The sequence below is a fragment of the Devosia sp. CAU 1758 genome, assembly GCF_054482695.1.
Genome location: NZ_JBTLRJ010000001.1, coordinates 1,121,682 through 1,139,846, shown reverse-complemented (window position 1 = coordinate 1,139,846; position 18,165 = coordinate 1,121,682). Strand labels below are relative to the sequence as shown.

Annotated in this window: 13 protein-coding genes and 7 pseudogenes; 9 read left to right on the top strand and 11 right to left on the bottom strand. The window is 57.3% G+C overall.

Annotation, left to right across the window (positions count from 1 at the left end; genetic code table 11):
- Positions 1–2 precede the first annotated feature (2 nt).
- From fcl to ACXYMS_RS05755, 5 genes are read left to right on the top strand one after another with little or no spacing between them, the layout of a single operon-like run.
- Positions 3–956 carry a GDP-L-fucose synthase gene (gene fcl / locus ACXYMS_RS05775; RefSeq protein WP_458904438.1) on the top strand — a complete coding sequence of 318 codons (954 nt, stop codon included), beginning with the start codon at positions 3–5 and terminating at the stop codon, positions 954–956.
- Positions 953–2,224: a WcaI family glycosyltransferase gene (locus ACXYMS_RS05770; RefSeq protein ID WP_458904436.1), complete on the top strand. Its 1,272-nt coding sequence runs from the start codon at positions 953–955 to the stop codon at positions 2,222–2,224. The genes fcl and ACXYMS_RS05770 overlap by 4 nt, the downstream gene beginning before the upstream one ends.
- Complete coding sequence (locus tag ACXYMS_RS05765) at positions 2,221–3,546, top strand: flippase (protein WP_458904434.1); 1,326 nt, start codon at positions 2,221–2,223, stop codon at positions 3,544–3,546. The genes ACXYMS_RS05770 and ACXYMS_RS05765 overlap by 4 nt, the downstream gene beginning before the upstream one ends.
- A 56-nt stretch (positions 3,547–3,602) precedes the next feature.
- Complete coding sequence (locus tag ACXYMS_RS05760; protein WP_458904433.1) at positions 3,603–4,478, top strand: sulfotransferase family protein; 876 nt, start codon at positions 3,603–3,605, stop codon at positions 4,476–4,478.
- A 55-nt stretch (positions 4,479–4,533) separates the two neighbouring features.
- Positions 4,534–5,790, top strand: a complete 1,257-nt coding sequence (locus tag ACXYMS_RS05755; protein WP_458904617.1) for an O-antigen ligase family protein — start codon at positions 4,534–4,536, stop codon at positions 5,788–5,790.
- A gap of 179 nt (positions 5,791–5,969) precedes the next feature.
- Here ACXYMS_RS05755 and ACXYMS_RS05750 read toward each other — a convergent pair.
- A pseudogene (locus ACXYMS_RS05750) lies at positions 5,970–6,509 on the bottom strand (IS3 family transposase); the annotation flags it as partial.
- An 88-nt stretch (positions 6,510–6,597) separates the two neighbouring features.
- Between ACXYMS_RS05750 and ACXYMS_RS05745 the strand changes: the two are divergent.
- Together ACXYMS_RS05745 and tnpB (ACXYMS_RS05740) are read left to right on the top strand one after the other, a co-directional pair.
- A complete protein-coding gene (locus ACXYMS_RS05745; RefSeq protein ID WP_458904431.1) occupies positions 6,598–6,963 on the top strand; it encodes a transposase in 366 nt (121 codons plus the stop codon).
- Positions 6,960–7,277 (top strand): IS66 family insertion sequence element accessory protein TnpB, encoded by a 318-nt coding sequence (gene tnpB / locus ACXYMS_RS05740; protein ID WP_458904429.1) that lies wholly within the window; start codon positions 6,960–6,962, stop codon positions 7,275–7,277. Before ACXYMS_RS05745 ends, tnpB (ACXYMS_RS05740) begins: the two co-directional genes overlap by 4 nt.
- Here the strand turns inward: tnpB (ACXYMS_RS05740) and ACXYMS_RS05735 are convergent.
- A pseudogene (locus tag ACXYMS_RS05735) lies at positions 7,267–8,478 on the bottom strand (IS256 family transposase); the annotation flags it as partial. The gene tnpB (ACXYMS_RS05740) and the pseudogene ACXYMS_RS05735 sit on opposite strands and share 11 nt — an antisense overlap.
- 48 nt (positions 8,479–8,526) lie before the next feature.
- Between ACXYMS_RS05735 and ACXYMS_RS05730 the strand changes: the two are divergent.
- Positions 8,527–8,865, top strand: a pseudogene (locus ACXYMS_RS05730) (IS66 family transposase); the annotation flags it as partial.
- A gap of 21 nt (positions 8,866–8,886) precedes the next feature.
- Here the strand turns inward: ACXYMS_RS05730 and ACXYMS_RS05725 are convergent.
- Together ACXYMS_RS05725 and ACXYMS_RS05720 are read right to left on the bottom strand one after the other, a co-directional pair.
- Positions 8,887–9,449: pseudogene (locus ACXYMS_RS05725) on the bottom strand (transposase); the annotation flags it as partial.
- 58 nt (positions 9,450–9,507) lie between these two features.
- Positions 9,508–10,320, bottom strand: coding sequence for a sulfotransferase family protein (locus tag ACXYMS_RS05720; RefSeq protein WP_458904428.1), 813 nt, complete (start codon positions 10,318–10,320; stop codon positions 9,508–9,510).
- 418 nt (positions 10,321–10,738) lie between these two features.
- On the opposite strand from ACXYMS_RS05720, the gene ACXYMS_RS05715 reads away from it, so the two are divergent.
- A complete protein-coding gene (locus ACXYMS_RS05715; RefSeq protein ID WP_458904426.1) occupies positions 10,739–11,911 on the top strand; it encodes a glycosyltransferase in 1,173 nt (390 codons plus the stop codon).
- Positions 11,912–12,274: 363 nt separating this feature from the next.
- On the opposite strand, the gene ACXYMS_RS05710 is transcribed toward ACXYMS_RS05715, so the two are convergent.
- From ACXYMS_RS05710 to cysN, 7 genes and pseudogenes are all read right to left on the bottom strand, one after another.
- Positions 12,275–12,547, bottom strand: a complete 273-nt coding sequence (locus tag ACXYMS_RS05710; protein ID WP_458904424.1) for a hypothetical protein — start codon at positions 12,545–12,547, stop codon at positions 12,275–12,277.
- Positions 12,548–12,598: 51 nt separating this feature from the next.
- The gene (tnpC, locus tag ACXYMS_RS05705; RefSeq protein WP_458904422.1) at positions 12,599–14,143 is read right to left on the bottom strand and encodes an IS66 family transposase; all 1,545 of its coding nucleotides are present in this window, start codon (positions 14,141–14,143) and stop codon (positions 12,599–12,601) included.
- Between the two features lie 69 nt (positions 14,144–14,212).
- Positions 14,213–14,536, bottom strand: a pseudogene (gene tnpB, locus ACXYMS_RS05700) (IS66 family insertion sequence element accessory protein TnpB).
- 26 nt (positions 14,537–14,562) lie between these two features.
- Entirely contained in the window at positions 14,563–14,952 is a 390-nt protein-coding gene (gene tnpA / locus ACXYMS_RS05695; RefSeq protein WP_458904420.1) for an IS66-like element accessory protein TnpA, read from the bottom strand.
- Positions 14,953–15,027: 75 nt separating this feature from the next.
- Positions 15,028–15,416 (bottom strand): annotated as a pseudogene (locus ACXYMS_RS05690) (transposase); the annotation flags it as partial.
- A 59-nt stretch (positions 15,417–15,475) separates the two neighbouring features.
- Positions 15,476–16,190: pseudogene (locus tag ACXYMS_RS05685) on the bottom strand (IS630 family transposase); the annotation flags it as partial.
- 90 nt (positions 16,191–16,280) lie between these two features.
- Positions 16,281–18,155, bottom strand: coding sequence for a sulfate adenylyltransferase subunit CysN (gene cysN / locus ACXYMS_RS05680; RefSeq protein ID WP_458904418.1), 1,875 nt, complete (start codon positions 18,153–18,155; stop codon positions 16,281–16,283).
- Positions 18,156–18,165 lie beyond the last annotated feature (10 nt).

Genomic DNA, 18,165 nt, shown 5'->3' with positions numbered 1-18,165 from the left:
GAATGACCTTTGACCTGACCAACAAGCGCGTCTATGTCGCCGGACATCGCGGGATGGTGGGTAGCGCCGTCGTGCGCCGACTGGCTTCGGAAGGCTGCGAGGTGATCACCGCCGGACGTGATGTCGTTGACCTCAAGCGCCAGGCCGAGGTCGAGGCTTTCATGCGGGACGCCAGGCCCGACGCCATCGTTATGGCAGCAGCAAAAGTCGGCGGCATTCTTGCCAACGATACCTATCCGGCCGACTTCCTCTACGACAACCTGATCATCGAAGCCAACATCACCCAGTCTGCCTTCGAAAACGACGTGCAAAAGATGCTGTTCCTTGGTTCAAGCTGCATCTATCCCAAGATGGCGGAGCAGCCGATCACCGAGGATGCACTGCTGACTGGCCCTCTCGAGCCGACCAACGAATGGTATGCCATCGCCAAGATCGCCGGCATTAAGCTCGCCCAGGCCTATCGCAAACAGCATGGCGTCGATTTCATTTCAGCGATGCCGACCAACCTCTACGGCCCCGGCGACAATTTCGACCTTAAATCGAGCCATGTGGTGCCGGCGCTCATCCGCAAGGCGCATGAAGCCAAAAAACGGGGCGACGCTTCTATTACGATATGGGGTACGGGCTCGCCGCGCCGGGAGTTTTTGCACGCAGACGATTGCGCCGATGGATTGGTGTTCCTACTAAAACAGTATTCGGGTTCCGAGCACGTCAATGTCGGCTCGGGCGAGGATGTGACAATTCTCGAGCTGACCCAACTGGTCTGCAAAATTGTGGAGTTTAAGGGGAAGATCGCGCACGACCTGAATAAACCCGATGGCACGCCGCGCAAGTTAATGAGTGCAGACAAGCTTCAGACCATGGGCTGGAAGCCGTCGATCCAGCTAAAGGAGGGTATTGCGAAAACCTACGAGTGGTTCTTAATGCACGAGATGGGTCAGGACAGCACCGTATGAAAATTCTCGTGCTCGGCCTCAACTACGCTCCAGAAAAGGTTGGCATCGCCGTGTATACGTCGGGCATGGCGGAATATCTTGCCGAAGCAGGCCACGACATGCGTGTGGTAGCCGCTAAGCCTTACTATCCCGCTTGGCAGGTCCTCACAGAGCACTCAGCCTGGGGCTGGTCCAGCACTATAGAAAATGACGTGCGTGTCATACGCGTTCCACACTACATTCCCAGGGATCCGACCGGCGCCAAACGTCTCCTTCACCATTTCAGCTTTGCCCTTTCAAGTTTTCTGCCCGCCCTTTGGGCCGGCCTGACCTGGCGGCCTGATGTGGTCTTTACGGTTGCTCCGTCGCTCATCGCAGCTCCAGTCGGACGACTCGCGGCGCTACTAGGAGGAGCCAGAAGCTGGCTCCACATCCAAGATTTCGAGGTTGAGGCCGCCTTCGCAACCGGGCTGCTCAAAAGCGACAGTTTTTTTGCAGGCCTTGCCCTGGGGTTCGAGACTGGGATCTTCAGTAAGTTTCAGACCATATCCACCATTTCCCCGCAGATGTGCAGAAAGCTGATTGAAAAAGGCATTCCCGAAGATCGCATCGTTGAGTTCCGAAACTGGGCTGATATCGAGGCGATAAGGCCCTCGGTCACTCCGTCTTCATTTCGCTCCGAATGGGGCGTCACGACGCCAAATGTCGCGCTCTACTCGGGCAATATAGCCAACAAGCAAGGCATAGAGATCGTTGTCGACGCGGCCCGTCTTCTCAAGGACCGCAAGGATCTGACTTTCATCGTTTGCGGTGAGGGGCCTAACCGGTCCGGTCTTGAACGGCGGGCCGAGGGCCTCAGTAACATCCAGTTCCATAACTTGCAGCCCAAGGAAAAGCTGCACGAACTAATGGGGCTATCAACCATCCACTTGCTACCACAAACGGCGGGCGCTGCTGATCTCGTCCTTCCTTCGAAGCTCACCAATATGCTGGCATCTGGACGTCCGGTAGTTGCCACGGCCGCACTTGAAACAGGACTCGCCAAAGAAGTTGAAGGGTGCGGAATCATCACTCCGCCAGGCGTACCCCGCGACCTGGCCGCAGCGATCGAGCGCCTAATAGACGATCCCAAACTTTATGCTCAATGCGCAGGGGCCGCGCGACAACGTGCCGAAGCACGCTGGGCCAAGGATGTTGTGCTAAACTCTTTTCACAAGCAGTTGCACTCAGCATCTCTCAGCGATGGCAGCAACCAAGAGCCCACGGCGGAAACGGAGAGTAAGAGTTGACCGGTGCCCCCAGCAAAGAGCCTCGTTTCCTGACAGTTTGGCTAGAACAACTGCCAAGCCACATTGTCTCTTCGCAGCTGGCCAAATCGTTCGCCGGCACATTCGCTGCCGGCATTGCCGCTCGACTGGCCGTGCTGTTCATGACCATTGTACTGGCGCGAAATTTGTCACCCAGCGGCTATGGCGAGTTCATTTTCGCCATAGGCACCGCTGCACTTGTCGCCCAGATTGCCGTTTTGGGCTGGCCGTCCCTCATGCTACGCATAATCCCGACCTACCGCGCCAAGGGCGAATACTCACTACTTCGCGGTGTACTTCGCTCGGCCGACATGGTGGCCCTGACAGGAGGCCTAGTCGCAGTGGGTGCGGTAATCACGATCGCATCTTTACTCAGTTCAGATGTTGAGTTGGTCGCCGGCCTAATGCTGGCTTCACTGATGGTAATTCCAGCCGGTTTCAATTTCCTTCGCCGTGCACAACTAGCAGGATCGAAACGCGCTGGGATGGGGGTTCTGCTTGACGAAGGCCTGCCGCCCCTTGCTGTCTTGGCCGCAGCTCTCGCGTTCGGCATAGGTGGGCCGAGCGATGCGGTGCTTATTTATGTTGGCGCGATGTGCATTGGAGTGGTCTTGGCGAGCATTTACTTTCACCGCACGCTGCCAAATGAGACTTGGACCGCGCCTCCGGCATTTGAAATTCGTGGCTGGATGCTAACAGCCCTGCCCCTCCTCGTTGGACTGTCATCCAAACTCATGATGAATCGGATGGACGTCCTTATGCTAGGACCATTGGCCGGGCTAACAGAAGTGGGTTACTATGGCGTGGCTTTTCGCGTGACCTATTTGCTTACATTTCCACAAATCATGATTATGACAACAGTCACGCCGTTTCTTGCCGAGAGCATCGCCAACAAAAACGCACGATCAATGTGGCGCTATTTCGGAATTGCACTGGCAGCATCGCTCCTAATTACGGGGCCCGTATGCATTTTTCTAATCGTATTCGCCGAGCAGATCATCGAGTTCATATTCGGCCAGCAATTTGCACAGTCAGCGGCTCCTTTGGGCATCCTCGCCCTGGCACAGTCATTCACTGCGATATCGCTACCGATTAGCGGCCTGCTTATTGCGTCGGGTAGAGGGATGCACTTCGGAGTGATAAACGCGGCGGCTGCCCTTATGAATGTCGGGTTGAATTTTCTTTTCATCCCTCATATGGGCGGTCAGGGTGCAGCATGGGCGACCACAATCGCTTCTGGGGTCGTTCTGTTGGCGCAAACAAGCTTCCTTCTGATTCATAGGAAACGCCTCATCGAAGTCTAGATAGCCGATTGCTTGATCAGACAAGCATCAAAATTAGTACTTGAGATCAGAACAAAATGGCAGCACATCCTCGGTTCATTTATATCGGCGCCCCTCGATCCGCCTCAACTTGGTTGTTTCGAGTACTCCAGGAACATCCAGACGTGTACATACCGCCGATGAAGGAAATAGGATACTTCTCGCGGTATTATGAACGTGGCGCGCGCTGGTACGAGCAGCAATTTTCCGGCGCGAGCGTTAACGCAATCACTGGCGACATGACCACTTCATACTTACATCATCCTCACGCCGTGGATCGCATATTTGCGGACGCTTATGGAGCGAAGGTAATCGTATCGTTGCGTAACCCGATCGAACGAGACTATTCAGCGTATCTACATAATCTCAGGAATGGCAAAGCCCAGGGTAGTTTCTTTGAGGAACTTCAGAGTCCGACCAGCGAACATTACGGATGGATCGTACAAGCCGGCCAGTACGCCACCACCATAAAAAAGCTGAGGCAATTTCCGCCCGAAACAATACTTCCTATTATATTCGACGATATAAAAAAATCTCCTGCTGACGTAGCTAGCTCCGTGTTTAGTTTTCTAGAAATCAGAAACTTAGAAATCGGAGACACATTGACGAAAAAAGTCAACGAAACAAAGTCAGCCCGAAATATACCGCTTATCTCGGTCGCTCGCCTGATCCGTAAATTCATGCGCGACAACAATATGGACAGGATGTACTCTCGACTTCGAGACAGCCGGTTGATTACAAGCGTTCTATATGAAAACTCCAAATACAAAATCCCCCAGTCAGCTATGAGTTTGGATGAATTTGAAGCAATGAAAGGGTATTATGAACGTCAAATTACTGCTGTCGAGGAGTTCGTTTCCCGTCCATTGCCCCATTGGCGGGAAACGCCTTCCTTTGTACGAAAGGCCGTTTGATTGCACAATCGAGCCGAATTAATTGCGTCCTATTCTCTAATATCTTGTGTTATGCATGAATAGTTCACTTACTGAACAGAAACGAGGAGAGCCTTCCAAATCAAGTATTGGACCCGCGAGTAAATCTGGATATCTACTTACATTTTTTATCGGATTGATTCCTCTCATCGCGTCTTTGCATTACGCTGGCCTAGTCGACTACCATGTTCGCACTGAAACTACCGCAAATACTGAGCTAGTTGGTTCGGCCTTCGCTCTCTGGCTTGGGCTTAGCATCGCCTATATCATTCAAACCAAAATTCGTATCAGACTAAACTACCATCAAATAGCAGTTGTTGCGTTCTTTTTGTATTGCTTATTTACCTCCATAGCATCCGTGTCTCCAATAAATTCCGCGGTGGCGTCGATATTTTATATGTCGGTTGTTATAGTCACATCCATTATGTGGCCCGTTCTAATAAAGTATCGGATAGCATTTTGGCACGCGGCGATAGTGCATACCGTTTTTATTTTGTTTTTGATTTTTGAATTAGGCGTACGCCCGAGCGGGACAGTCGGCGGAATTCAACCAAACCAATTCGCCAAGCTTGGAATAATCGTTTTAGTACTGACCTATTTGTCAGGAACTAACCTAAAATGGATTGGGGTTTCTATTTCAATTTTAACTTGTACAATTGCCACGTCTCGCGGGGGGATATTGTACATGTCAACATTCTTGTTAGTATACTACGCCAATCGGATCAACTTAAGATGGCTGTCAGTTGGAGCCGTTGGATTGATGATAATGTTGCCTCTGTTATTGTTCGTAGAAAGTGTCGCGCGCATTCCCACTGTCGGGCTCATTTACAGTGAAATCCTACTGTTGGACGATCCGCGGTTCAACTTTGAAAGTGGGTTTACTGGACGTTCGGATCGCTGGGCGGTAGGGATGGATTTGATCGGTGAGGCGCCATTTATTGGAAACGGCTTCTCTACTCGGACGACAGTTGAAAGCTTCGATCCACGAACCATAAATTCGCACCAAGGGCATTTAAATTTGATCTTGGACGTAGGTTTTTTTGGGTACTCCTTGTTTTGCTTGTCGGCCATAGCTGCACTTAACAACTTGCTCCGGCGTTGGGTTAATAGCAGTATAATGAGAACTTCTGGTGCGGCTGTATTTTCGTACCTGGTGTTGATGCTAATCGACCCGACGCATTTCGGCCCCATCTTCCCGCTTTCGATCCTGTTTGTACTTTGCTTGACGGCTTCCGCTCCCGTGGAGAGCGAATCTGGACACCCGCAAAAGCCCTCGCGCTTATCGCAGGCATGACAATGACACCACCGTGCCGATCCGGGCCAAGGGCAAAACCACGACCGGCCGGGTGTGGACTGACGTTGCCCCCAACTTCTATCCAGCGTGATGTAGACTCGAGCGGTTGTATTGGCCGATTTGGCCTGTGTGAGCGACGGGGGCTGACGCGGAGCCAGCAATTGAGCGCAGCGGCAGTTCCCGTCGCGGGTTGAGGTGTTGGCGTATTCGGATGGGGTCATCCAGCCGAGCCGCGAGTGAGGTCGGTTGACGTTGTAGTCCATGCGCCAGCCTGCGACCGCCGCCCTGGCATAGGAGAGCGAGGGGAAGAGGGTCTCGTTCAGCAACTCGTCTCTCAACCGACCATTGAAGCTCTCGATGAAGGCGTTCTGCATGGGCTTGCCCGGCGCGATGTAGTGCCAGTCGATGCGATGGCGATCAGCAAAGCCCAGGATCGCGTTTGAGGTGAACTCCGTCCCATTGTCGCTGACAATCATCTTTGGTCGGCCACGGCTGGTGATGAGCGTTTCCAGTTCGCGGGCAACCCTGAGCCCCGAGAGGGATGTATCCACCACCAGGGTGAGGCACTCGCGGGTACAGTCATCAACCACGGTCAGCACCCGGTAGCGCCGGCCATCGGTAAGCTGGTCGGAGACGAAGTCGAGGGACCAGCGCTCGTTGGGCGCCACCGGCACCAGGATGGGCGATCTTGTGCCCATGGCCCGCTTGCGGCGTAAGCGCCAAGGCGCCTCCGTCTGACACAAGAGCCACGGTTGGGTTATTGGCACCGTAGTTTCGCTGACGGTGTGAGTTCCTATGTCTGCGCATATGCCCAGTGATAGAAGTTTCCAGTTGCTCGAGGTCGTGCCTGGTCGGATGGAGAACAGTCCGGCGGTGGCGCGGCGCAACTGGCCGGACGAGACCAAGGCGCGGATCTTGGAAGAGGCGCTGGCCCCGGACGCGAACGTCTCGGCGGTGGCGCGGCGATACGGGATGTCGCCCTCGCAGTTGTTCGGCTGGCGGCGCAAAGCCATTGCCAAGGGCCAGGTTGAACGGCGTGAGGCGCCTGGCGAAGAGGCTGGCACCTCGGGCGGGGTCATCGAGATCGGCATCGCAGGTGCCATGGTCCGCGTCGGCCCCATGGTGGGCGAGGATCACCTGCGCCGGGTCCTCCGCGCCGTCCGCTTGGCATGATCCCCTCGGGCGTTAAGGTGTTCCTGGCCAGCCAGCCGGTGGACTTCAGGAAGGGACCCGATGGCCTGGTCGGTCTGGTTCGGGATGCCGGCGCCGATCCGTTCAACGGCTCGCTTTACGTGTTCCGCGCCAAACGGGCGGACCGGATCAAGATCGTGTGGTGGGATGGGACGGGCCTGTGCCTTTACGCCAAGCGGTTGGAGAAGGCGGCGTTCTGCTGGCCGCGGATCGGGCACAGCCGGGTGCAACGGGAGTGTCAGCAATTTCGTGTGTGGCGGGCGGATTTGATGTTACGCCGCCATTTGCGCGGATGAAGCGTTCGCCGAAGATTACGGCAAACTGCGCCTTGGCCATTGACCATTCACGTGGCGGCATTTTCCACTCTTTCTCTGACCGGTTCAAGATCAGATACAGCAGCTTTGTCGCAGCGTCGTCGCTGGGGAAGTGCCCCCTGGCCCTGACGGCGCGCCGCAGCTTTGAGTTCAGCGCCTCGATGGCGTTGGTGGTGTAGACGATCCTGCGGACCTCGTCGGGGAAGGCGAAAAACGGGATGACCTCACCCCAGGCGCGCCGCCAGCTCTGGCCGATGGCGGGATAGCGCTGGCCCCAGGGACCAGCATCGAAGGCAACCAGCGCCTTTTCGGCGGCTTCGGCATCGGTGGCGCGATAAATCTGCTTGAGCGCCGTCGCCAGCCCCTTGCGGTCCTTCCAGGACACAAAGTCCATCGAGTTTCGCAGCAGATGGACGATGCAGGTCTGAACCACCGTCTCGGGGAACACGGCGGTAATCGCCTCGGGGAAGCCCTTGAGGCCATCAACAACAGCAAGCAGGATATCCTCGGTGCCGCGGTTCCTGAGCTCGTTCATCACCCGCAGCCAGAATTTGGCCCCTTCGTTCTGCTCGAGCCACAGGCCGAGTATTTCCTTGGCACCATCGGCGCGCACCCCCAGCGCGATATGGATCGCCTTGTTGCGCACCATGCCTTCGTCGCGGATCTTGACCCGGATGGCGTCGAAAAAGACCAGCGGGTAAACCGGATCGAGCGGCCGCTGCTGCCAGGTTGCGACTTCATCCAGGACCGCGTCGGTCACGGTGCTGATCAGGTCCGGCGATACGTCGATGCCGTAAAGATCGCGCAGGTGTCCGGCAATCTCCCTGGTGCTCATGCCCCGGGCGTACATCGACACGATCTTATCGTCGAAGCCTGGAAAGCGGCGCTGGTACTTGGCGATCAGCTGCGGATCGAAACTGGCCTGCCGGTCGCGTGGCACATCAATCTCCAGCTTGCCCGTCTCGGTCGTCACCGTCTTGCGGCCATAGCCGTTGCGCGTGTTGCCGGCGCCATCGTCACCGGCCAAATGGTGATCCATCTCCGCGTTCAATGCACGTTCGGTCAGCGCCTTCTTGAGTGAATCCAGCAGGCCGCCTTGTTCAAACGCCGCACTGGCAGCGCCACCAGCAAGCAGCTGATCGAGAAGTTCATTTGGGATCGCAGGCTCTTTACGTCGAGACATAGGGGACTCCTTGTTTACCCACTATGCTCGCCACACACGGAAATTCCGACACTCCCGTCGGGCAAATCCAAACTGGCTGAGATCATCCGCTATACCCTGAGCCGCCGGGCGTCCTTGGAGCGCTTCCTTGCCGACGGCCGTATCGAGATCGACTCCAACATCGTCGAACGCGCAATCCGGCCGCAGACAATTACCCGCAAGAACGCGCTCTTTGCCGGCTCCGATGGTGGTGGGCGGGCCTGGGCCACAATCGCAACGCTGCTCACTACCGCCAAGATGAACGGCGTCGATCCTAATGCCTGGCTGACACAGACCCTCGAACGCATCGCAGGGGGCTGGCCAAACAGCCAAATCGCCGACCTCATGCCTTGGAACTTCAGGCAGTAACGGCCACGGCTACGCGCTTACCTTGCGGCCACCTCGGCGGTGCACTGTCAGCTTTTCCTCGCGGTAGATGCGGAAGAGCCGCTTATGATTGACCTCGTAGCCTTCCCGGCGCAGCGAAACGTGCAGCCTTCGATAGCCGAACCTGCGTCGCTCATGAGCGATAGCCTTCATCCGCTCGCGCAACGCCACATCATCGGTACGAAGCGCCTGGTAGCGCATCGTCATCCGGCAACAGCCCAGCACTCGGCACGCCCGCCGCTCGCTCATCCCGTAAGCAGTCTGGAGATGGGCGACAGCTTCCCGCTCGGCGGCGGGCGCTAACATTTTTTTCCAAGAAGATCTTTCAACGCGGCATTGTCGAGCATGCTGTCAGCCAGCAGCTTTTTGAGCCGGGCATTCTCGTCCTCGAGCGCCTTCAGCCGTTTGGCCTCGCTGACGTCCATGCCGCCATACTTGGCCTTCCACTTGTAGATGCTGGCGCTGCTCACGCCATGCTTGCGGCACAGCTCGGCGATTGGAATGCCGGCCTCGTGCTCCTTCAAGACACCGATGATCTGCTCTTCGGTAAATCTGGTTAGTTTCATCTCTGGTCCTCGTTGGGCCAGAGCCTACTTCAAACTGGATTAGGTGCAGCGGGCAACGTCACATCCGGTTGACCGCCTCATCGAACTTTAGCTTGGTTTCCATGCTTATCTTAGTTTGAGCCGAACGAGCCCGGACCAGGACCCGCGAAGCCACCATATCCCGTAGTTTCCAAGGCAGTCGTGGTTTGATGACACGTTGGTATGTCGGCGACGCAATAAGCCTTTTCCAAGGACCGGTGGGGATTAGTTTGCCATCGTTTGCGTTAAACGCGCGGTCAGCTTGAATGGGCGGTAGCTTTGCGGGATCGATCTTCAAAAAAACACAGACCCGATCGATTGTTGCCTGACGGTTAACTATATAATCTTCAAAAGAAAGCACAAGCAAATTTGCCTCCCCAAAGGTTTCACGCCAAGGTGCAAGCTGCCACTGGTACCTCCCGTAAGAAACATAACGCTGATGCTTCAATAGCGCCTCGTCGATGCCTTCCGATACCTGACCCGCCCCATATTCATGTCGATATTGGCTGATCGCACGCTTAATGGGGTCTCGGGTTAGATAGATCAGTTTTAGATCGGGCCCGCAGACGCGAAGTGCGCATTCAGCAACACCCTCAAAATCAGGCCTTTTCGAATAAGCAGTAGACGCCTCGCCACGCAGTTGGCCATGCCTAGCTGGCGCGAAAAGTGAGGCGAACTCCTTCATCATCCTAGTCCGATCATCGCTATGTCTTGTCAGTATCTCGGGCTCTTTCTCCTGAGGCAGAAAAATGTCTGGATGCTCCACTAGGTCGCGAAACAAAGTGGTTGTCCCGGCCTTCATCGCACCAATGATCAGAAAGTGCGGAACGGGTCCAATAGGTGCAACGCCCATAGTTTGAATTCCTTGCAACTAACACAATTTTTCAAAGTCCATCACGAACTCGGACACCAAGGTGCTGCATATCCGTTATACGCGTCTTCGCAGCAACCTATTTCGGATTGGTCTGAATGGCTACGTGCAATTAGGCGAGTCTCGATCTACAGAGATAAGAAGTTCGGGATTGGTCGGTGCTCGCGGGCCGGTTACAGATGTGGAGAGTATTTGTCGATATCCATACCTTATGCAATAGCAATGGACTGGCGGGCGTCCGTCTCGACTTGCAGATCCGCTTTCGCAAGGCAGCTTTAGTCCGCAACGTGCTTAATGTGTCGACTACGTCGAAACCCGTCTTTTCGAGAGCGTTTTGAACCAAATGCTATATGTCTGATGTCAGGCCTTTTAAAAATCAAGCATCAGAAAGCAGGTCGGCATGCTAAACGCCCGGACGGTTCTTCATATTGTTCCTAGCTTGGACGAAACTTACGGAGGCCCCGCAGTGTCCGTACCTAGCCTCGGCTTTGCAAGTGAGAGTTTTGGATACCAACCGGTCTTTGTGTCGGTCGCCCCAAGGGGCCGCCATGGGCACAACACGCTGATAGAACGTGGAGAATGGCACGAGGTGCCGCCCATGAAGCTACTCAGAAAAGGGTATTATTCTAGAAAGATGGCCGGCAAGCTCGAAGAATTGGTCGAAACTACGAAACCGTCGATCGTTCATCTGCATAGCGTCTGGGCCCATCCCTCTTGGGTAGGATATCGAGTTGCAAGACAGCATAATATTCCGCTGATCATTTCGCCGCGTTCTGAGTTGTATCCTAGGTCGATGGATCGCTCAAAGTTCCTGAAGGCGATTGCTCGCCCGGTTGTTGCAGACAATATGTTGCGTTATGCCGCTGGCTTCCATGCCACAGACGAAAAGGAACGTAGCCATCTACTTGCTGCGGGCATCACGGCGCCAATACTGGTGTCAGGGAATGGCGTAGATCTAGAAATCGGTTCTAACCTGCCCGATCGAGAAGTCGCAAAGGTTAACCTCGGTCTTCGTCCGGACCTCCGCTACATGTTATTTCTATCTAGAATTCATCCGAGGAAGCGCCCGGACCTTTTCATCAAAGCCGCAATTGCGAGTGGCCTGTTGCAGGCAGGCTGGGGACTGGTCCTAGCGGGGCGTGTTGAGGACGCACAAATGGTCGAAGAGCTGCGCGATTACATTCGCGCGAAAGGCGTTGAAGATCGGATCCACTGGCTCGGCCATGTAAGTGGACTAAAAAAGCAGTCGAGCTATGCGGCGTCTGACCTGTTTGTTCTGCCGTCGGAATTTGAGAATTTCGGAAATGTGATAGCAGAATCGTTAGCCTGCCGGCGGCCGGTCCTTACCTCTCCAAATACGCCCTGGGGTTACTTAGCTCCTTCTGGTGCAGTAATTGTGGCGGAGAATGAAGTGATGCCAATAGCTGACGCTATGCTGAGGTTCGCCTCACTATCCAAGGCTCGGATTCTTGATCTCGGCGAGATTGGGTTTCAAGAAGTACAGCGTTTTTCTTGGGAGGCAGCGGGAGAGGCGATGGCAAGATTCTACAATAAAATCTGCGCAGGAGCGTAAAAACGCGAGTGCGTAAAAAGTGCATCGCTGAATTAAAGCTGAACGCGATACTGGGCTTCGCTATTGGCTGGCTAGAGCGTGTCCTTTGGTGGCTGAATCGGATTTGGGATTCCTTGCAGAGGGCAAATCAGATTCGGCTAGACTCTGTCATGTTTTGGCGGAAGCGTATCCTGAGTTTTGAATGTAAGCGGCGCATTCGCTTGGCTCTATGCTTTGGACTGAATAGCCCCGCGTTCTGTAGACACCTTCGGGGTCAGATCTAGTGTCGCCGTTCGAACTCGACGGGTGAGAGCATACCGTTGCGGACGTGCTTGCGGGTCGGGTTGTAGAACATCGTAAGCGGTGTTCTGCGGCCACGTAGGTTCAGGGTCGCGGGAACTGCACGACGTTGTTGCCGCGCATAAAGGCGATGGCTCCCTCGCTTTTCAGTGCGGCCAAGGCAGCATCACGCGCCTCGCTGTCGGTCTGGAACTGATTGTCCCAGACGTGGCTGTCGTTCTGGTGATCCACAACCTCAAGGGTCCAGGTCTCATCCGTTTCGAGCCGATGGATATTGATCAAGAAGGCATAACCATCGACCACTACCCGCTGGCTTTTTCCTGATGTGACCAGGTTGGGGTCGTCTTGATCGTTCATGGGGGCCTCGTTGCTGGTGGTTTTCTGACTATGCCGCCAGAGCCAACAGCGTCAATCACCCAGGCTTGCAGGATAGTTCCAAGGGAGCAGTTCGTTGATCAGGCTCTGCCTATGTCCGGTGACGATGGCATGGAGTGTCGCGGCCAGCCAAGCGTGAGGATCCACGCCGTTCAGCTTGCAGGTTTCGATCAGCGAGGCGATGACGGCCCAGTTCTCAGCACCGGCGTCGTGACCGGCAAAGAGCGCGTTCTTCCGGTTCAGCGCAATCGGACGGATAGTCCGCTCGACAGCATTGTTGTCGAGTTCGATGCGCCCATCGGTCAGGAACAGCTCGAGCCCGACCCAGTATTTGGCGATGTAGCTCAGTGCCTCCCCGAGCGGCGCTTTTGCGGAGACGCGGGCGCGATGATAGTCGAGCCATTCTCTTATTCGTGCGGCGACCGGTGCTGATCGCTGCTGGCGAGCGGCGAGGCGGTCATCCGGACACAAGCCTCGGATATCGGCTTCAATGGCATAGAGCTCGCCGATGAGCCGCACACCCTCTTCTGCAATCGGGGCAGTGCCGGCGCGTGTGATCTCAACCAGCTTGCGCCGAGCATGGACCCAACAATAGGCGAGCTGGATACCCGGGCCGACGCGGCCGGGCGCGATCAGCCGATTGTAGCCGGCATAACCGTCGACCTGCAGAATGCCGCCAAAGCCCTGCAATATCCGTTCGGCATGAAGGCCACCTCGGCCCGGAGCATAGGTGAAGGCCACACCGGGTGGTGCGGTGCCATTCCAGGGACGATCATCGCGGGCCAAAGCCCAGAAGTATCCGGTCTTGGTTTTTCGCGCCCCAGGATCGAGCACCGGCGCGCGGGTTTCGTCCATGAACAGCTTCGATGACCGTTTCAGGTCTGCCATTAGGGCATCGTAGACCGGACGCAGCTCGAATGCGGCCCGACCGACCCAATCGGCAAGTGTTGAGCGATCCAGATCAACACCCTGACGGCTGTAGATCTGCGCTTGGCGATAGAGCGGGAGGTGATCGGCATATTTGCTGACCAGGACATGGGCGACCATGGCCTCGGTCGGCAGCCCGCCCGGGATCAACCGCGCAGGTGCGGGAGCCTGCACCACGCCGTCGGTGCATGAGCGGCAGGCATACTTGGGACGACGGGTGACGATCACCCGGAACTGGGCCGGGATCACGTCGAGCCGCTCGGACACGTCCTCGCCAATGCAATGCAGACCGCCGCCGCAGCCACAGACCAGGCTTTCGGGTTCGATGATCTCCTCGATCCGCGGTAAGTGCTTGGGGAGCGAACCACGATTGGCGCTGCGCCACTTGGCCGGGCGGCGGGCGGCGCGATCCTCGGCTTCGTCCTCGGCGTGGACGGCAGCGATGGCCGTTTCCAGATCTTCCAGCGCCAGCTCGAACTGGTCCGGATCGCTCTTTTCCGATCGGCGCCCGAAGGCCGCTTGCTTGAACGCGGCAACCAGCTTTTCCAACTGGGCGATCCGCTCGTCCTTGCGCTGATCGCGCAACGCCGCAGCCACAAGCATCGCCTTGAGGGCGGCAATGTCGTCGGGGAGTTCGGCGGTATCGAGCATGACCGGAATCTACCAGATCAGGCGCCGCCATTCCCGCAAAAAGAGAAGCCCTGAGTCATCCTGCCGCAGTCATTCCACGGCTTCTGGAGCCCGCGCTTCCACCGCCCGAACCCGCCGCCAGTCGAGCCCGGAGAACAGGGCCTCGAACTGCGCGTGGCTAAGCGTCATCAGCCCGTCCTTCACCGCAGGCCAGGTGAACTCATGCTCTTCGAGCCGCTTGTAGGCCATGACCAACCCGGTGCCATCTCAGTAGAGCAACTTCAGCCGGTCGGTCTTCTTGGCGCGGAACACAAAGACCGTGCCGGTGAACGGGTCCTTGTGCAGCTCGTTCTTCACCATCGCTGCCAGGCTGTCGTGGCCTTTACGGAAGTCGATAGGCTTGGTCGCCACCATGATCCGCACCCGGTTCGAGGGGAAGATCATGAGACCGCCATCAGCGCGTGGACCACCGAGGCAATCCGGGCCGCCGAAGCGCCTGGCTCCAGCCGGATGGTCGCCGAACCCACCACGACCTCCGGCCCAGCCGATGCCGCCGGCTCCGCCGTCATTGCCTCATCAACCGGAGAGACCATCAGCGTCGCAAACTCCACCGCATCCTCTGGTGCCGGCAGCACCAGCTTCCCGTTCCGCGCGAGGGTTCGCCAAGAGGAGACATGGTTGGCCTTCAGCCCATGCCGCTCCGCAACTTCACCAACGCTCGCCCCCGGCCGCAGTGTCTCGGCGACAATCCGCGCCTTCTCTTCATCGGGCCACTGCCGATTGCGACGCCGCCTCCCGCCACTTGTGAGAAGCTCCATTGGAGCGTCCATGGAGAAACTCCCGCACTGACATCAATCAGTGCGCAATCTCATGGCTCACAGCATGGCAGAAGATGGGGGTGGGACAGCGCTTACGCTCAGGGGGCTCTTGAGCCAGGCATAGAAGCCGCTGGGATGGATCGAAAGGCACCGGCACATGGTGCGCACCGAGAATTGCTGGCGATGCTCAGCAACGAACGCGTACCTCACTTTGCATCCTTGGCGAAGTACGCGGCCGCTTTTTTTAGGATGTCGCGCTCCTCGGTGACCCGCGCCAGTTCTCGCTTCAGCTGCCGGATCTCCTCGGACCGTTCATCGCCCTTGCCGACATCAGGTGCGTACTTCTTGCGCCACGCGTAGAGCGAATGGGCACTCACCCCCAGACGCTGCGACACCTCCGAAACCGGATAGCCTCGCTCGGTGATCTGACGCACCGCGTCACGCTTGAACTCGTCGCTGAAATTGCCTTTGCCCATATAGGCCTCCTTGCCTCAAAATTAGGGAAGAAGGCGTCTACAAATCTAGGGGCTATTCAGATGGCAGCTGCCTTGTGGCTCCCGAGGTTGTCCATGATGACAATATCGCCAGCCATGAGAGTGGGGACGAGAACCTGTTCGACATAGGCGCGGAAGGACTGAGCGTTGGTCGGGCCGTCGAAGAAACAGGGCGCAGTGAGGCCGTCGCAGCGCAACGCCCCCAGGAAGGTCATGGTGCGCCAGTGACCGTGAGGGGCGAAGCCGCGCAGGCGCCTGCCACGTGGCCCATCCCCGGACCGGGGCCATGTTGGTCTTGATCCAGGTTTCGTCGATGAAGACCAGCCGTTGCGGCTCAAGCCGGGGCTGCCAGCTCTTCCAGCGCTCACGCCGCCGGGCGATGTCTTGGCGCGCCTGCTCCATGGCGAACAGCGCTTTTCTGAAGCTGAGGCCCTCGCGTCTGAGGAATTGCCAGACCGCATGGCGCCACACTGTCACGCCATGCCCGTCCAGCATCGGCAGCAAGCCGCGCACCGTCAGGTGCGGTGTGGAAGCCATCGCCTCCAGGACAAAGCTGCGATGGGCCTCAAGTATGAACTTACGATGCCCGCCCATCTTGGCAGGGGCAACTGAACCGGTCGTCCGGTAGCGCTGTTGCCATTTCACCACCGAAGAAACGGCAATATCGAAACGCTTGGCCACCGAGCGCGTCGGTTCACACGCAACCACCGTCGCAACGGCCCACTCTCGAAGATCGTTGGAATAAGCTCTGGTCATGCATGCTGGCCTCCGCCCAGCACACTAGCTGAATCTTATTTGCGCCCCGCAAGGAATCCCAAATCCGATTCAGCCATCAAAGGACACGCTCTAGTCACTCAACATTCCGTAAAGCCTGTTCGCCATCTCTTCAGGCGTTTCACTGCCGCCACGGAGGAGCACATCGGGATTTGCTGGAGCCTCGAAGGGCGAGTCGATGCCGGTGAAGTTCTTGATCTCCCCGCGCCGCGCCTTGGCATAGAGACCCTTGGGGTCGCGGGCTTCGACGACCTCGAGCGGCGTATCGACATAGACCTCGGTGAACCCGATATCCCCGGCGATCTCACGGGCCAGGCGCCGCTCGGTCTCGAAGGGCGAGATGAAGGACACGAGGACGATGAGACCGGCATCGGCCATGAGCTTGGCGACCTCGGCGACACGGCGGATGTTTTCCACGCGCCCCGCCTCGGTGAAGCCGAGATCCTTGTTGAGGCCATGGCGCACATTGTCACCATCGAGGATGTAGCAATGCCGGCCCTCGGCGGTGAGGCGCTTCTCGAGCAGATTGGCGATCGTTGACTTGCCTGATCCCGACAGGCCCGTGAACCAGACGATATGGGGCTTCTGGCCCTTCATCTGGGCGCGGACATCCCGGTTCACGTCGAAGGACTGATAGGTCAGGTTCTGCGCCCGGCGCAGCCCGAACTCGATGGTCCCTGCCCCCAGTGTCGCATTGGTCAGCCGGTCGATGAGGATGAACCCACCGGTCAGCGGATTGGTCGCATAGGGGTCGAAGGCAACCGGTCGATCGGTGGCGATGGTCACCGTCGCGACCTCGTTGAGATCGATCTTGGTCGCAGCGGTTTTTTCCAATGTGTTCACATTGGTACGGAACTTGAGATCGGTGATGGTTGCCGGCACGACCTGCGTGCCGAGCTTGAGGAGATAGGACCGGCCCTGGAACGCGGCCTCCTCGTTCATCCAGATCAGGCGCGCCTGGAACTGGTTGGAATATTCCGGGGTCTCGCCGGGCCGCGCCAGCACATCGCCGCGCGAGATATCGACTTCCCGGTCCAAGACCAGCGTCACGGCCTGCCCGGCCACGGCGCGGTCGAGGTCACCATCCATGGTGACGATGCGCTTGATCGCGGCAGGCTTTCGCGAGGCTGCGACCAGGACTTCGTCGCCGACGCTGATCTCGCCGGACGCGAGGGTCCCCGAGAACCCGCGGAAGTCGAGATTGGGACGGTTGACCCATTGCACCGGGAACCGGAACGGGCTCGTGGTGCGGTCTTCTTCGACCGCTATGGTCTCGAGATAGGGTACGAGGGCACTGCCCTTGTACCAGGGCGTCCTGGCGCTGGAGGCAAGGATATTGTCCCCGCGCAGCGCCGAGACCGGAATGGTGGCCAGCGTCTTGAAGCCCAGCGGCTCGGCAAAGGCGCGGTACTCGGCTTCGATTTGGTCGAACACCGCCTGGTCATAGTCGACCAGGTCGATCTTGTTGATCACCAGCACCACATGCTTCACGCCCACCAGCGACAGAATAAAACTGTGGCGCCGGGTCTGGGTGAGGACGCCCTTGCGCGCATCCACCAGCACCAGGGCCAATTCGGCATTGGAAGCGCCGGTGGCCATATTGCGGGTATATTGCTCATGACCGGGCGTATCGGCGACGATGAACTTGCGCTTGTCGGTGGAAAAGAACCGATAGGCGACGTCGATGGTGATCCCCTGCTCCCGCTCGGCGGTGAGACCATCGACCAGAAGCGAGAAGTCGATGCCCTCATCGCCCACATGGCGGTTGTGGCTTTCCTTCTTTAGGCTCGCCAATTGATCGTCCAGCACTAACTGGCTGTCATAGAGCAGCCGGCCGATCAGGGTGGACTTGCCATCATCGACACTACCGCAGGTCAAAAAACGCAGCAGCGACTTGTCCGTCTGCTGCGCCAGCCAGAGATCGAGATCGGTGTTGGGACTGGGCATCACGGCGCTC

Bases quoted from the DNA above. Each gene is read 5' to 3' on its own strand.
- ACXYMS_RS05710 (WP_458904424.1), bottom strand. From the start codon at position 12,547: ATGAACGATCAAGACGACCCCAACCTGGTCACATCAGGAAAAAGCCAG.
- cysN (WP_458904418.1), bottom strand. From the start codon at position 18,155: ATGCCCAGTCCCAACACCGATCTCGATCTCTGGCTGGCGCAGCAGACG.
- tnpB (WP_458904429.1), top strand. From the start codon at position 6,960: ATGATCCCCTCGGGCGTTAAGGTGTTCCTGGCCAGCCAGCCGGTGGAC.
- ACXYMS_RS05720 (WP_458904428.1), bottom strand. From the start codon at position 10,320: ATGGGCGTTGCACCTATTGGACCCGTTCCGCACTTTCTGATCATTGGT.
- ACXYMS_RS05715 (WP_458904426.1), top strand. From the start codon at position 10,739: ATGCTAAACGCCCGGACGGTTCTTCATATTGTTCCTAGCTTGGACGAA.
- ACXYMS_RS05770 (WP_458904436.1), top strand. From the start codon at position 953: ATGAAAATTCTCGTGCTCGGCCTCAACTACGCTCCAGAAAAGGTTGGC.
- ACXYMS_RS05755 (WP_458904617.1), top strand. From the start codon at position 4,534: ATGAATAGTTCACTTACTGAACAGAAACGAGGAGAGCCTTCCAAATCA.
- tnpA (WP_458904420.1), bottom strand. From the start codon at position 14,952: ATGGACGCTCCAATGGAGCTTCTCACAAGTGGCGGGAGGCGGCGTCGC.
- ACXYMS_RS05760 (WP_458904433.1), top strand. From the start codon at position 3,603: ATGGCAGCACATCCTCGGTTCATTTATATCGGCGCCCCTCGATCCGCC.
- ACXYMS_RS05745 (WP_458904431.1), top strand. From the start codon at position 6,598: ATGCCCAGTGATAGAAGTTTCCAGTTGCTCGAGGTCGTGCCTGGTCGG.
- fcl (WP_458904438.1), top strand. From the start codon at position 3: ATGACCTTTGACCTGACCAACAAGCGCGTCTATGTCGCCGGACATCGC.
- tnpC (WP_458904422.1), bottom strand. From the start codon at position 14,143: ATGCTCGATACCGCCGAACTCCCCGACGACATTGCCGCCCTCAAGGCG.